At 34.4% G+C, this 14,231-nt stretch carries 7 protein-coding genes; 3 read left to right on the top strand and 4 right to left on the bottom strand.

The features are described 5' to 3' along the window. Window positions 1-6: 6 nt before the first annotated feature. Complete coding sequence (locus AC1DVP_RS05635; RefSeq protein WP_477182558.1) at window positions 7-4,317, bottom strand: CusA/CzcA family heavy metal efflux RND transporter; 4,311 nt, start codon at window positions 4,315-4,317, stop codon at window positions 7-9. A 148-nt stretch (window positions 4,318-4,465) separates the two neighbouring features. Next, on the bottom strand, window positions 4,466-4,783 hold the full coding sequence (locus AC1DVP_RS05630) for a DUF6660 family protein (protein WP_369829038.1): 318 nt from the start codon (window positions 4,781-4,783) through the stop codon (window positions 4,466-4,468). Between the two features lie 976 nt (window positions 4,784-5,759). Between AC1DVP_RS05630 and AC1DVP_RS05625 the strand changes: the two genes are divergently transcribed. The 3 genes from AC1DVP_RS05625 to AC1DVP_RS05615 all read left to right on the top strand — a co-directional run bounded on the left by AC1DVP_RS05625 (window position 5,760) and on the right by AC1DVP_RS05615 (window position 9,233). Further along, complete coding sequence (locus AC1DVP_RS05625) at window positions 5,760-6,083, top strand: helix-turn-helix domain-containing protein (protein ID WP_100844376.1); 324 nt, start codon at window positions 5,760-5,762, stop codon at window positions 6,081-6,083. A gap of 660 nt (window positions 6,084-6,743) precedes the next feature. After that, the gene (locus AC1DVP_RS05620; protein WP_477182557.1) at window positions 6,744-7,016 is read left to right on the top strand and encodes a DNA-binding protein; all 273 of its coding nucleotides are present in this window, start codon (window positions 6,744-6,746) and stop codon (window positions 7,014-7,016) included. A 723-nt stretch (window positions 7,017-7,739) separates the two neighbouring features. Continuing rightward, window positions 7,740-9,233, top strand: a complete 1,494-nt coding sequence (locus AC1DVP_RS05615; protein ID WP_477182556.1) for a Fic family protein — start codon at window positions 7,740-7,742, stop codon at window positions 9,231-9,233. Between the two features lie 1,243 nt (window positions 9,234-10,476). Here AC1DVP_RS05615 and AC1DVP_RS05610 read toward each other — a convergent pair. Continuing rightward, window positions 10,477-10,698, bottom strand: coding sequence for a hypothetical protein (locus tag AC1DVP_RS05610; protein ID WP_477182555.1), 222 nt, complete (start codon window positions 10,696-10,698; stop codon window positions 10,477-10,479). A 3-nt stretch (window positions 10,699-10,701) separates the two neighbouring features. Continuing rightward, the gene (locus AC1DVP_RS05605; protein WP_477182554.1) at window positions 10,702-14,217 is read right to left on the bottom strand and encodes a DUF6443 domain-containing protein; all 3,516 of its coding nucleotides are present in this window, start codon (window positions 14,215-14,217) and stop codon (window positions 10,702-10,704) included. Between the last annotated feature and the right edge of the window lie 14 nt (window positions 14,218-14,231).

Raw genomic sequence — 14,231 nt, 5'->3', positions numbered from 1 at the left:
TTTAATTTATTTATTTGTGAAATAATTGAATTCAATTATGGCGTGGTTGTAGGCATTTAGATTGTCTAAATAATTTTTCCTTATTTCGATGGCTTGACTCAAATACAATGAGAAATCAGCATAACTTGTTTCTCCAGCTCGGTAGGATTGGTTAGCGGCTTTGATAATTTCATCAGCTTGCTGCAAACCCAAAGTTTCATAAAATTGCAAACCAGATAAGCTTTTTTCCACTTCGGTTTGACGTTGAGTCAGGTCAGATTTAAGTATTTGCGTTTTGTATTGCAGTTGTTGTTCTTGTACTTCCTTTTCGGTTCTGGCGGCTTTTATTTTATTATGATTGGCACCGCTTCCGAATATTGGGAATAATGTTGAAAATGAAAAACCACTATACGGGTCATCTACACCATATAATTTCTGTGAAAAAATACGACCGGAAAATTCAGGTAAATTATTGCTTTTTTGAATAGCGATTTCACTATTGGCAATCGCTATGTTTTGTTGCAATAAAAGAAGGCTTGGATGATTTTCGGTTGAATTCTGCAAACCATATTCCAACTTTTCTAAAGATTTTGAAAGAGGCAAAATGGCTTCTGAGCTATTTAATAATTGCATTAGTACTTGCTGTTGCACTACCATTTCTTTTTGAAGCTGCGTGATGTTTGTTTCAATTTCTTTCAACTTCACGTTTGCTGAAATCTTCTCAATACCAGCGCTTTCTCCAGTTTTTACTTTTATGGTGGTCGTTTTTAGTAAGCCTGCATAAATAGTGTCTAATTGCTGATATAAAGCTGCCTTGTCTTGCAAATACCATAATTGGTAATAAACAGAACGGATGTTTTTTTTCAGCTCTGTATTGATTACTTCTTTGTTAACCTCGTAGTACTTGGTTTGCTCACTATAGTAATTCTTCTTGGCTTGGTTTACTTGCGGCATATAGAAAGCTTGTTGTAAACCAATTTTCCAAATACCGGTTTTATCCGAAGGGCGAAGATCTTCGTTCTCAACAAAAATGCCCGTTTTAGGAAACTCCTTGTTTCCTTTTATTAAAAGCTGGTTTTTTGTAATTTGTGACTGATTGATATTGTATTGCAAATTATCCTTTAGACCCAAATTTAAGACTTCATCAATAGATTTGCGAGATTGTGCCTGACCATTGTTGAATGAAAGAAACAGTCCAATAACTAAAATTGTTGTTATCGATTTTCCTTTTATTTTAATTTTTGTATTGAATATGATATACAGTAAAGGCAACACAAATAAAGTTAAAAATGTAGCTGAAAGCAGTCCGCCAATTACTACAGTTGCTAATGGTTTTTGCACCTCGGCACCTGCACTGTGTGACATTGCCATTGGTAAGAAACCTAATGAGGCAACGGTAGCTGTCATTAAAACGGGGCGCAGTCTGATTTTTGTTCCTTCAATAACACGTTTGATAACGTCATCCCAGCCCTCTTTTTCGAGTTGGTTGAATGTGCCTATAAGTACAATTCCATTCAATACAGCTACTCCAAACAATGCAATAAAACCAATTCCTGCTGAAATACTGAAAGGCATTCCGCGAAGGATTAATGCAAATACACCACCAATGGCACTCATTGGAATTGCAGAAAATATTAAACTGGCTTGTTTCATAGAATTGAATGTAAAGTACAAAAGCATAAAAATCAATAATAGGGAAATAGGAACTGCAATCATCAATCGATTTGATGCTTTTTGTAAGTTCTCAAATGTTCCTCCGTATGTAAAATAATAGCCTGATGGCAATTTTACTTTTGTTGCTAATTTGTCTTGAATTTCTTTAACAACACTTTGTACATCTCTATCCTGTATATTGAAACCAATAACGATTCTACGTTTTCCGGCTTCTCTACTAATTTGCGCAGGGCCTAATTTAAAATCAACTTTTGCCACTTGTGATAATGGTATTTGATTTCCTGAAGGTGTCGGTATCAATAAATTATTCACGTCCTCAATACTTCTTCTTGATGTACTGTCCAACCGCACCACTAAATCAAATTTTCGCTCGTTTTCGTAAACTACACCTGCAGCTTTTCCTGCAAAAGCAGTACTTACAATACTATTTATGTCTTCTACATTTAGACCATAATTAGCAATTCGCAAACGGTCATATTCTATATTGATTTGTGGCAAACCATCTACTTGTTCTACTTGAGGAGATGAAACCCCTTTTACATTTACAATCACATTTTCGACTTTTTTTGCATATACGGAAAGGCTGTCCAAGTTTTCTCCAAATATTTTTATAGCGACATCTTGTTTGATTCCAGTCATTAATTCATTGAAACGCATTTGAATCGGTTGACTTTTTTCGATAAAAACACCAGGTATCACACTTAATTTTTCTTCTATTGCATCACCCAATTCATCATAAGTTCTACCTGATTTCCATTCGTCTTGCGGCTTTAGAATAATCATCATATCTGTTGCTCCAGGTGGCATTGGGTCAGTAGGTACTTCACCAGCTCCCGTTTTTCCCACTACAATTTTTACTTCGTCGAATTGTTTTGCAATTCTTGCGCCTTGCATCGAGGTTTCAATACTTTGGGATAAAGAAGTTTCGAGAGGCATTTTAAATTCAAACGCATAATCTCCTTCCGCTAAATTTGGGATAAACTCTCCGCCCATTTTGCTGAAAATAAAAAAGGTAACTAATAGTAATGCAACAGTAATTCCAACTATTTTGTATTTTATCTCAATAACCTTTACCAAAAGAGGCTCGTATTTTTTATACAAAAAGTCCATCATCTTGTCTGAAAATGTTTTTTTATGACTGATAAGCTTAGGTAAAAACAAGGCACTCATCATAGGAATATAGGTCAATGAAAGGATCATTGCTCCAATAATGGCAAACGAAACTGTTTTTGCCATTGGTCCAAACATTTTCCCTTCAATTCCCACTAAAGATAAAATCGGAAAATAAACAATCATAATAATGATTTGGCCAAAAGCGGCACTACTCATCATTTTTTTAGCACTATATTCTACGGCGTGATCCATTTGTGGTTGGGTCAGCTTTACCTTAGTTTTATTGTGTTCTAAAAAATAGAGAGAAGCTTCCACGATAATTACGGCACCATCTACAATTAATCCAAAATCTATAGCTCCCAAACTCATTAGGTTTGCACTTACTCCAAAAACTTTCATCAATCCCAAAGCAAACAACATAGAAAGCGGTATAGCCGAAGCTACTATAAGTCCTGCACGAAGATTTCCAAGAAATAAAACCAATACAAAAATTACTATTAATGCTCCTTCGATTAGGTTTTTTTCAACCGTAGAAATGGCACGGTTTACAAAGGTGCTTCGATCAATAAATGGTTCAACGATTACATCATCAGGTAATGATTTTTGTATGACAATCATTTTGTCTTTTATCCTTTGTACGACTTCATTACTGTTTGCACCTTTTAGCATCATTACAATACCACCAACTGCATCTACTTTTCCGTTATAAGTCATTGCTCCATAACGCACTGCACTTCCAAACTTGACATCAGCAACGTCTTTTATAAAAATAGGAACACTATTTGGGTTGCTCTTCACAACAATATTTCTTACGTCTTCTAAAGAAGTAACCAGACCAACACCACGAATAAAATAAGCACTTGGTTTTTTGTCAATATAAGCACCGCCTGTATTTTGATTGTTTTTTTCTAAAGCATTAAAAATATCAGGAATTGTTACTCCCATTGCTTTTAAGCGATTTGGGTTCACGCCAACTTCATATTGCTTTAATTTACCACCAAAACTATTTATTTCAGCAATTCCGGGAGTTCCGTTGAGTTGTCTTGCTACTATCCAATCTTGCATAGATCGCAAATCCATTGCAGAATATTTATTTTCACTTCCTTTTTTTGGATGTAAAATATATTGGTACACTTCGCCAAGTCCTGTACTAACGGGACCTAATTCGGGTGTTCCTATTCCTTGTGGTATTTGACTAATCGCTTCTTTGAGGCGTTCACTAATAAGTTGTCGTGCAAAATAAATATTGACATCATCATCAAAAACGACTGTGATTACTGATAAACCAAAGCGTGAAATACTTCGGGTTTCTTCTAAATCGGGAAGATTTGCAATACTTTGTTCTATTGGGAAAGTTACCAATTGTTCCACTTCCTGCCCTGCCAAAGTGGGGCAAAGCGTAATAATTTGTACCTGATTGTTTGTAATATCCGGTACTGCATCAATAGGTAATTTGGAAGCACTCCAAACCCCCCAAATGATTAAGAATAAAGTCATCAAACCAATGATGAATTTATTATTTATACTAAAATGAATGATTCTGTTTAACACTATTTATAATGATTAATGTTTATTAATTAATTTATAATTCACAGTAATTGAATGCATCAAATACTGTAAAAGTGATTAATGAAAATTAATAGTGTTATTAATGCACAAGTCATTAATAGCCATTCATTTAAACATTAATCAAAAAAAATTAAGCATTAATTTGTGGCGGTTGCCAAATGCTTCCGTAGAAATTGGAAGTAAGAATTGATTTGTATTCAGGCAGTTTTTTGTCAATTATGTTTTTAATGGCAACAAAATTGTAATTGCATATTGTATTGTAGGCGAAACCTTGGCAACCACAACAGTTACAAATGCACAAAGGAGAACAGGTGTCTTTTTCGTGGTGCTGTTTTGAGCTATTGGTTATAGTTACTTTTACAGACGAAACGCCTTGTTCCTTGTCTGCACAAGGCATACAGGAAAGTACTACGATGATAATTGACAATATGATGTTTGTAAATTTCAAGACTGTAAAAATATGATTTTTATTTTTATAATTAATAAATTATTTATAATGATTATTAATTATTTGTAATATTTATTGTAGTAGTACCAATATTTTGCAGCAACTCCCAATAACAAAAGCAACAAAAGTAGTATTATCATTATAGTACGAATAACAGTGTAAACCGTTATTGGCTTTTTGGATTTAGGTTTAGGGTTGTTCGGTCTTTTTGTTTTTTGCTTTGCCATTATTATATCTATAACTGTAATTAATTTAAATAAAGAAAACTTTGTAACTAACTCTATCAAGTAGAATTGTATTCTTTTAATCATCAAAAAAATTAAGCAATAATTTGTGGGGGCAGCCAAATACTCCCGAAGAAATTGGAAGTAATAATTGATTTGTATTCAGGAAGATTTTTATCAATTATAGTTTTAACCGAAAAGATATTATAAGAACAAATAGTGTTGTGAACGTGACCTTGACATCCACAGCAACTACAAACACATAAAGGGGAGCAAATATCTTTATTGTGATGTTGCTTTGAACTATTGTTTATAGTCATTTTTTCAAACGATACATTTTGTTCCTTATCTGCACAAGGCATACAGGAAAGAATCAGAATTATAATTGACAATATGGTGTTTGTAAGTTTCAAGACTGTAAAAATAGTTTTTTTTTATTTTATGCTTTTGAAATTAAAAATTTTAAAATACTGAATAAGATAACTTAACAGTAACTAAAGATAAGAACAAATACTACTTGGAAATATTTTTCAATTTTTACAAATCTTCGATGCAATAGTTCAAATTTATTCGGATGGGGCTAATAGACCAAATATTAGAGCCAACATTTCTCCTTAATGGATTAGATTTCTTATAGTCCTATAACCTATAATGATTAGAAATTAAAAGCCAAACTCCCCTTTTTAAGGACATCTTATATCTTCAAAGTCGGTAATAAATACTTTTACATGAGATTTAAATAACCGATCACCATGAAGCCATTTACTTTTGACCAAATACCTATAATGATGAACAAAATTCATGATAAATTAGAGCATTTGGAAAAACTTATTGTAAGAATTTCCAATGTAGAAGAAAATAAAGAAGAAGTTCTAAACATTCAAGAAGCATCAAAACTTTTGGATCTATCGGTATCAACAATTTATAGTAAAGTGTGTAAAAGGGAAATCCCAGTTAATAAACAAGGTAAACGTATTTATTTTTATAGACATGAGTTAATGAAATGGATTAAGTCTGGTCGGGTAAAAACTTATTTAGAAATCCAAAACGATATTGAAAAAAGGTCAAAAATCTAATATTTAGATTTTTGACCTTTTTACTTTTTAACCTTCATGTGTAAGTACTCTAATCATATATTACTCAGCTTTTTTTATATCAATGATATAATCAATATTAAAAGTTTATAACTATTTTTGTGTAAACAACTCCTATGAGTTTATGTTATCTTGATAAGGATACTTTGTTTTGTTTTGCGATAGTTTGCTTTAAATTGTACCATAATTGTACCACTAAAGTTGAAAACTCTATTAAAATAAGGAATGTTATTTTCTGCATCGGAAAATAGCGATTCTTATAGGATTTCCTAATGCTTTTGCAAATCTGGCTAATCTGTCTGCTGGTCTGCAAAATAATCTTTTTTTGTCTTTTCCATTTTGGTCTTTTATTCCATTCGTAAAATTTACGAATAATATTTACTTCCCAAACAATTTTAAGCGAATTATAAAATTATTTTGTTTTTCGCATTCTTAGCCATAGAAAATCGCAAGAGTTTTTTTATAGCATATGTTTATTATCTCTTGATTCATACTGCAAAGGCAGAAATTGTTTAGCACTTCAAAGCGTTACATGTGGACTTTGAATGCCTAACAGTGACCCTAAACTCCACTTTTAAGCAACAAAAAAGATTACGTAATAACTTAGCTCACAACTTAATAATACAGAACAGGAGGCAGAAGATGAACGACAATATAACTAAAGATGATTTAAAACAATTTGGTCTATTGCTAGTGGAGCAGTTCAAACAAATTATAGAGACCAACCAAAATAAAGAAAACGACAACTTAAATCCAGAATGGCTTAAAAGTCGCGTTGTCAGAAAATTGATGGATATGTCTGCTGCATCGTTACAGAATCTCAGGATAACGAAAAAAGTGCGCTTCAAAAAAGTTTTAGGATCATATTATTATAACAAATCAGATTTAATGAATCTGTTCAACGATATAAAATAATATGAAACTGAAAAAGCTTTATAAGTACCTCTCAATTTTGGAAGAGGATCAAAGGCTTAATGTTTGGCACTTTGCACTTTTGAGTGCAATTCTTTGTCTCGCCTATAGACAAGGACACACAAGCATCATTAAAGTGAGCCGTAGCAAAATAATGTCCCTTTCACATGTTAGTACGCTACCAACCTACCATAAATACTTTAAGGAGTTGCAGCAAATGGGCTATATTTATTACCGGCCATCCTACCATCCAGGCTATCGAAGCGAAGTGGAAATAACAATAAAGCCAAACAAAAAGCAGTAAGACTTTCTCTGAATTGATATGCAATCAAAATTTCTATATCATAAATCATAGTAAATTGCAAAACTTTGTCGTCTGAGAGCCTATAACCAGAATTTCTTCGGCATTAATCAAACCTAAAATAATAATAATAATAATAATAATAATAATAATACTTATATAAATATTCTTCATGATTTAAATTTACTAATTTTAGCACTATCGATTTTACTAATTCAAACACATTGGTATTTACTAATTTTATCACGTTTATGTTTGCTAATTTTAATACATTTGCATATACTAATTTTATCACGTATCCACGTATGCAAATTTCTAAGAAAATTATAGTATGGTTAACAATAATATAATTAAAAATGGCGACACCAAAAGAAAGATTTATAGAAGCACTTACTTTTCTTAAAGACCAACAAGAGAAGGACATTGTGGGGATACATACCGATGATATCCCTAATGTAAAATATCGACAGCTATTGGTAAAAAACGGCTTCATTCGAGAGGTCTCCAAAGGCTGGTACATTGCAACAGACCCAAGTGAAAAAGAAGGAGAAACAACTGCTTGGTTTAGTTCATACTGGGATTTTATTTCTCAATTTCTTAATAAAAAATATGGGGAGAACTGGTGTATATCTGCTGATCAATCACTGCTTATACATTCTGGAAACTGGTCAGTGCCACAGCAGTTACTTGTACGCTCCCCCGAAGGCAACAACAAACCAACCCCATTGCCATACAATACATCACTTTTCAATCTAAAGACCAATATAGCATCACCAGATCAAATTGAGATACAAAGAGGCATAAAGATGTACAATCTGCAGAGTGCTCTTATCTATAGCAGCCCTTCTTTGTATACTCACAATGCAATTGATGCCCGTACGACACTTTCAATGATCAGGGATGCCTCTGAGTTATTGCCAATATTACTGGAGAATGGACATACCACACTCGCTGGACGTTTAGCCGGCGCATTTCGCAATATACATCGAGATAGAATAGCAGATCAAATCATTGAAACATTCAAGGCAGCAGATTACGATATTCGCGAAGAAGACCCATTTAACAATCAGCTTGATATCAAATTATCTCCGCGCGAACGATCGCCATATGCAAACCGCATTCGCTTAATGTGGATGCAGATGCGCGAAGATATTATAAATATCTTTCCTGCCCAGCCCGGACTACCCAAAGACACTAATTCATATCTTAAAGAAATTGATGATATTTTTATTACTGATGCTTACCATTCATTATCAATTGAACGCTATCGTGTAACACCGGAATTAATTGCCAAAGTGAGCAGTGGCAGATGGGATGCAAAAGAAAATGAGGAAGATCGAAAACAAAGGGATGCGATGGCCGCAAGAGGTTATTATCAAGCATTTACACAAGTTAAAGAGACAATTAAAGAAATCTTAAAGGGAGCAAACCCCGGCATCGAAGTAGACAAAGATCATTCCAAATGGTACAGAGAACTATTTGATCCAAGTGTAGCTGCTGGCATATTAAAAGCATCAGATCTGGCAGGATATCGAAATCATCAAGTCTATATTGGCAACTCTAAACACACACCGCTTAACGTCGAGGCTATGCGTGATACTATGCCAATTCTTTTTGAATTGCTTGAACAAGAAAGTGAAGCCTCGGTACGTGCTGTTTTAGGACATTTCATATTTGTATTTATTCATCCCTATATGGATGGAAATGGACGAATGGGACGTTTTCTTTTAAATGCAATGCTGGCATCCGGTGGATATCCATGGACAGTAATACCAGTTGAAAAAAGGGATGAATACATGCAGGCACTGGAAAAAGCCAGCGTAGATCAGAATATTATTCCATTTGCAGCATTCCTTGGATATCTGGTAAATGAAACACTAAAAGGAAAAGCAGTAGCTGAATTACCCCCTTCCATATAAAAAATCCAATAAAAACCGACCAATTCATTTGTCGTGCTTTCATTAGTAAAACAAAATTGACATGTAATCAAAATTTCTATATCATAGTACATTGCAAAACTTTGCCGTCTGAGAACTTATATCCAGAATTTGTTCGGCACTAGACAGAACACCTTGAACACTACAGGCAGAAGTTGCAAAAATGATTTGAATATACTAATCACTTGCCAATAAGTTCATAGTTCCAAAAAATGTTTACTTTTGTAGTAATCATTGAATTATGTCGTTCTTTTAAAGTCAATCAGTTTCATGCAGGAAAGTTTAAAACAACCAAGATTTCAAGGAGTTTTTAAACTTATGGCAAAATCGTGGCAGACCCGGTTTTACAAAAGTAAAATAAAGGCAATAGTGCGGGTTTTCGGTCTTAGGTTCGATTCCCGGCGATTCCACTGGGACCGTTTAAAGCCAACTTTTCAAAGTTGTCAAAAACGCACAAAATGTCTCGAAACCCTTTAAAAGCCTGCAAATTTTTGGATTTGCAGGCTTTTTTATTTTTCCTGCAACTATCAAAATTTTTAAAAGTGCTCCAAATTTATATGGCAGTTTCGTGGCATTTTGCCACTGGAGCAAAAAGTGCCACAATTTTGCCATAAAAAAGCACTTAAAATACTGATTTACAACATGTAAAATAGGTTAACAACTTGACTAAAGAACGTCATAATTCTATATTTATTAATTTAAAAAATTGAATTATGTTAGAAAACAGCTTTGGGCTTAATTTCTTTTTGAAAACACCCAAAAACAAATCAAACAACAGATGATAATATAAAACATCTAATTGCTCAGAAAGACATTCCATTTTCCAATTCAAAAATTGAAGCTCTTAATAAAATAATCAAACATTAATTTTTACTGCCTCGAAATTTAGAAAATAGAAAACAACTTATAAGTGATTTAGTAGAAAATGTTCTCACTTACAATACAATTCGCCCACAATTTTCTTCACAGGTTAATACTCCAGAAGAAACTTTTGAAGGTAAAAGCATATCTCTTAGCGACTATAAAACTCATTTTGCAGAACAAAAATCACTAAGAATAACAGTAAATCAGCAAAATAAATGTAAAAATTGTAAGTTTTTCTCTTTTAATAAAACAAATTTAGATTGTTTCCTTTAACTCTTATATCTACTAGGAATTCCTTATATGGAACCCGTTTTTATAAAAGAGTCGTGTGAAAAGAACGGGGCATCACCATTATCATTGCTCATAAAATTTTACAATTAACTCCAATTTTTTCTGCATCTTTCAGAAACTCTTTTGCTAAATTTTCATCATCAATCTCTAAAATTACTTTTACGTTATCTAAAAGAGAATCTACATTAGATTTAGATTGCTTTAAAGATATTCCTAATTTATCCATTTGCAATTTTGTGAGGGATATCTTCTCTAATCCTTCACGCCAGCTTTCTAGCATTATTTTTGCCATAATTTAATGTACTTTAATTGTTATTGGAGACGGAATTTGTCCTTTGTACTTACCCGTAGTCCTTCTTCCTCCTTGTATTATTACTTCCTTTACATTGTATTGACGTCCCAAATCTCTTGCTATGTCCCACAAAGATTCTCTACCGACCTTTCCAGCAGAAGACCCCTGCAAGTGTAATTGATTTAAATATAATTTACCTTCTTTTACAGTAAAATTTGTAATCCCTTCTACAGTTTCATTTCCAATCTTGGAAGAAAACATCATTACATCATCTTCAACTGCTCCTATTTTTACAAGGCTTCCATTTTTAAGAGTGCTTTTGGCTAAAGCTTCTTCTGCCCCAACTGTTACAGCTTTTGTTCCAATTTTATATTCACTAGCAAAGCCAAGAGTAAATAAATCAAGAACTCCTATTCCAAAACTAGAAGCAGAACCCCAATAATCTCCTTCAACTAATTTGTCACTGCTATCAATTGTAGCACCTAAAACAGGAACAGCTAACAGCATTTGTTTAAAAAAACTAGGTTTACCTTTTTTTGGAGGATCACCACCACCGCCTGATTCACTACTATGACTTGCAATCGCTTCCCCTGCTGTTACTGTTGCACCAGTATCTTTATTTTTATACTGTTTTTCATCCCAATCGTAATAATTTCCAGATTGTCCTGCTTCTGCTTTCATACCATCAGGGTCTATAAAAAACACAGGATTATTAAGTGCGTATGTATATGGACTAAATCTTCTTGATACTTCTGCTAGTGGGTCAATATTCATCCAACGCCCAAGTGCAGGGTCATAATTTCTAGCTCCGAAGTCATACATGTTAAGTCCCAGCTCGTCTTGCAGTTCTTTTCCGTTGTATTTATACTTATAACCCGTAGGTACATAACCATTGTAACCAATATGCTTTAACCCAAAAGGATAATAATTATTCTCATCTACAATCTCTGTTGTTGCAATAGTTCCATTTTTATCGGCATCACTGTAACTCAATCGTACGTTTCCTAAATGATCCGTATAATTAAAAACATAGCTGTAATTATTTGCACTGTTTACAACAGTATTCTTTACATATCCTTCTACTGTTGGGAAAAACTGCAATGCCCAAGTTCCTAAATTCGGTTTGATATATTGATACCCTCCTAAATAATTAGTACTGGTTACCGTTGTGCCTTGGGTTACAATTTTCTCTAATTTTTGCCCTAAAGCGTTGTAAATATACTCAATTGTCCCTGTCGTTCCAAAGGTTATTTTGGTGGGTAAGTTGAGATGATTGTAAACTATGGCGGTTATATTTTTGTTTTTGTCCGTTATCAAATTACCGTTGGAATCATAGGTAAAATCATCTCCTGTTTTGTTACCGTCAATAAAACCTTCAGCATTATTACCATTGGCCCCGTCAGTTACTTTTGTAAGCTGATTGCCATTGGTTGTGCTATACTCATATCCCAAATCATCAATTTGAAAAACTTGGCTAGGTGCATCACTGGTTCCAAAACGCTGAAGAGATATTATATTGCCGTTCTTATCATAGCTTAAACTCTCATTATAAGCCCCAGACACAGGAATCGCATCGCCTGGTTTTTGATAAACGGCACTTTTCAAACGGTTTAAATTATCATAAACATATCCATATTTCCGGAGGGGAGCATCGGTTCTCCAATACGTTTCGGCTATATTTCCGTTGTACAACGGCTTTACATTCGCGACAGTTCCTGCTATAGTATTGTAATTGATCTTAAATCCAAACAAATCTTTTTCGTTGGTGTTCAATACCAAGTTGTTAGTGGGGTCGTTGTTGATTCCCGTAAGCCAGCCTCTTATATTATAGGCATAATCTACTTTCTGCAATGGCATACTGCTGGTATTACCCACTTTTTTACTGGTGAGCTGTCCTAATTCATCATAGGTGTTGTCTGCTAACAGCTGTATGGCACCGCCATTTATTTGATGGGTGTGAGTAAGCAGACGGTCTTGCAGTGAATAGGTAAACGTCTCTTTTAAGACAAGTTCGGTATCGGCAGTGGTGCGTTTGTGCTTGTTTATCGTGTATTGCAATTGACCCGAAAAGGCATCCAATTTACTGTCTGTATTTGTATAGCCTCCCAAATAGTTTGTCACGGCATTGCGGATAGGTCTTGCTTTGGCATCATAAAAAACAGCAGCAGTTTCTCCTAGAATCGAAGAAGGGGTTGTTACGGCTCTAGTCCAGGATCCAGTGGCAAGAGTTTTGGTATTCACCAACACATTTTGTCCTTCTACTGCAGTAGGGACAGCAGGTACATTAGGAAAGACATAATTATCATAATAATTGACAGTAAGAAGTTTGAAAACTGTTGGAGCAACAAGATTAGTATAATAAGCTGGAATACCGTCAATCGCTCCAGAAGTTTGTTTGGTTTCGAACAAAACCGATGCGCTGTTTTGTGCGTCCTGCAATGATTTTCTGTTGGCTGAATTAGAAACTAAGTTATACCACCCTGTATAAATGGGTCTTCCAAAAGCATCGTATTTGGTGATTAGCCACCCCACCGCAGTATCGTCTTTGAATGGTGATAAAGCAGGTCCCGTAGCGACTGGACGATCCAATTTATCATACACTATAAACTCCCATTGCTTGCCTGGAAGTTTTTTCTCCACAAGACGATTGCGGTTGTCGTATTTGTACTGATAGCACAATCCATCCAGCTGTCCTGCCGTGTTAGTAAACAATGGAGGCAAAACATAAGTCAGGTTTCCGTAGCTGTCATACACATAATACGTATCGTATTTGGCACTGGATTCATACGTTCGTTTCAAAACAACCTGTCCTTCTTTGTTTTTAAACTCCACAGTGCTTCCTAATTTTTCATCTGTTGGAGCAGCAGCTGAATTCTCATCATAGGTAATGGTTTTATACAGCTGGTTAACGGCATAATTTCCTGCATCTGAAAACGAAATGTCATACAAACCCGATCCAGCATTCCATGTTGCAGTAGCTTTGTATAATTTTACCTCAGTATCTGTTGTATTGGTCTGGTAATCCAGTTTTATTTCATGTCCGCCATTCATTGCCCAGTCATTGCCGGGAGCTGCTTGTTTCAAAACCCTGCTGAGCGGTGAGGACTCTAATTTTTTCTCCGAGAATGGATTCCCATTAATGCTGCCATAATTTGTTTGATATTGCGTAATGATGTTAGGCACTAAAGTTGCAGGATCTATAAGAGCAGAAGTAGTTTGCGTTGATACATAGGGCAGATAATCTTTGACTTGCCTGCCAAAGCCATCGTACTCGATATGTGTGACAATATTTGAGCCGCTTCCCCCTTGATTAATGGCGATAGTTTGTTTAGGTCTACCCAATCCGTCAAAATAAGTTACATTTTGATTGATATCATCTTTACTTAAACTATCGTAATTAGCAATCTGTACTGCTTTTTTAGGTGTGGCACCATAAACAAAATTATCATCACTAAAAGTCTGAGATTTACCAATATAGGTAAAGAATAACAGGATTAATAATAGTATATATTTTTTCATTTGGATTTCTTTAT

The organism is Flavobacterium sp. P3_A6 (genome assembly GCF_056403035.1).
Note: the sequence above shows the minus strand (reverse complement) of the source record. Positions and strands in the feature narration are given on the sequence as shown.

What these genes read in the sequence shown, in the direction of transcription:
- AC1DVP_RS05625 (WP_100844376.1), top strand. Translation starts at nt 5,760, where the DNA reads ATGAAGCCATTTACTTTTGACCAAATACCTATAATGATGAACAAAATT.
- AC1DVP_RS05620 (WP_477182557.1), top strand. Translation starts at nt 6,744, where the DNA reads ATGAACGACAATATAACTAAAGATGATTTAAAACAATTTGGTCTATTG.
- AC1DVP_RS05610 (WP_477182555.1), bottom strand. Translation starts at nt 10,698, where the DNA reads ATGGCAAAAATAATGCTAGAAAGCTGGCGTGAAGGATTAGAGAAGATA.
- AC1DVP_RS05605 (WP_477182554.1), bottom strand. Translation starts at nt 14,217, where the DNA reads ATGAAAAAATATATACTATTATTAATCCTGTTATTCTTTACCTATATT.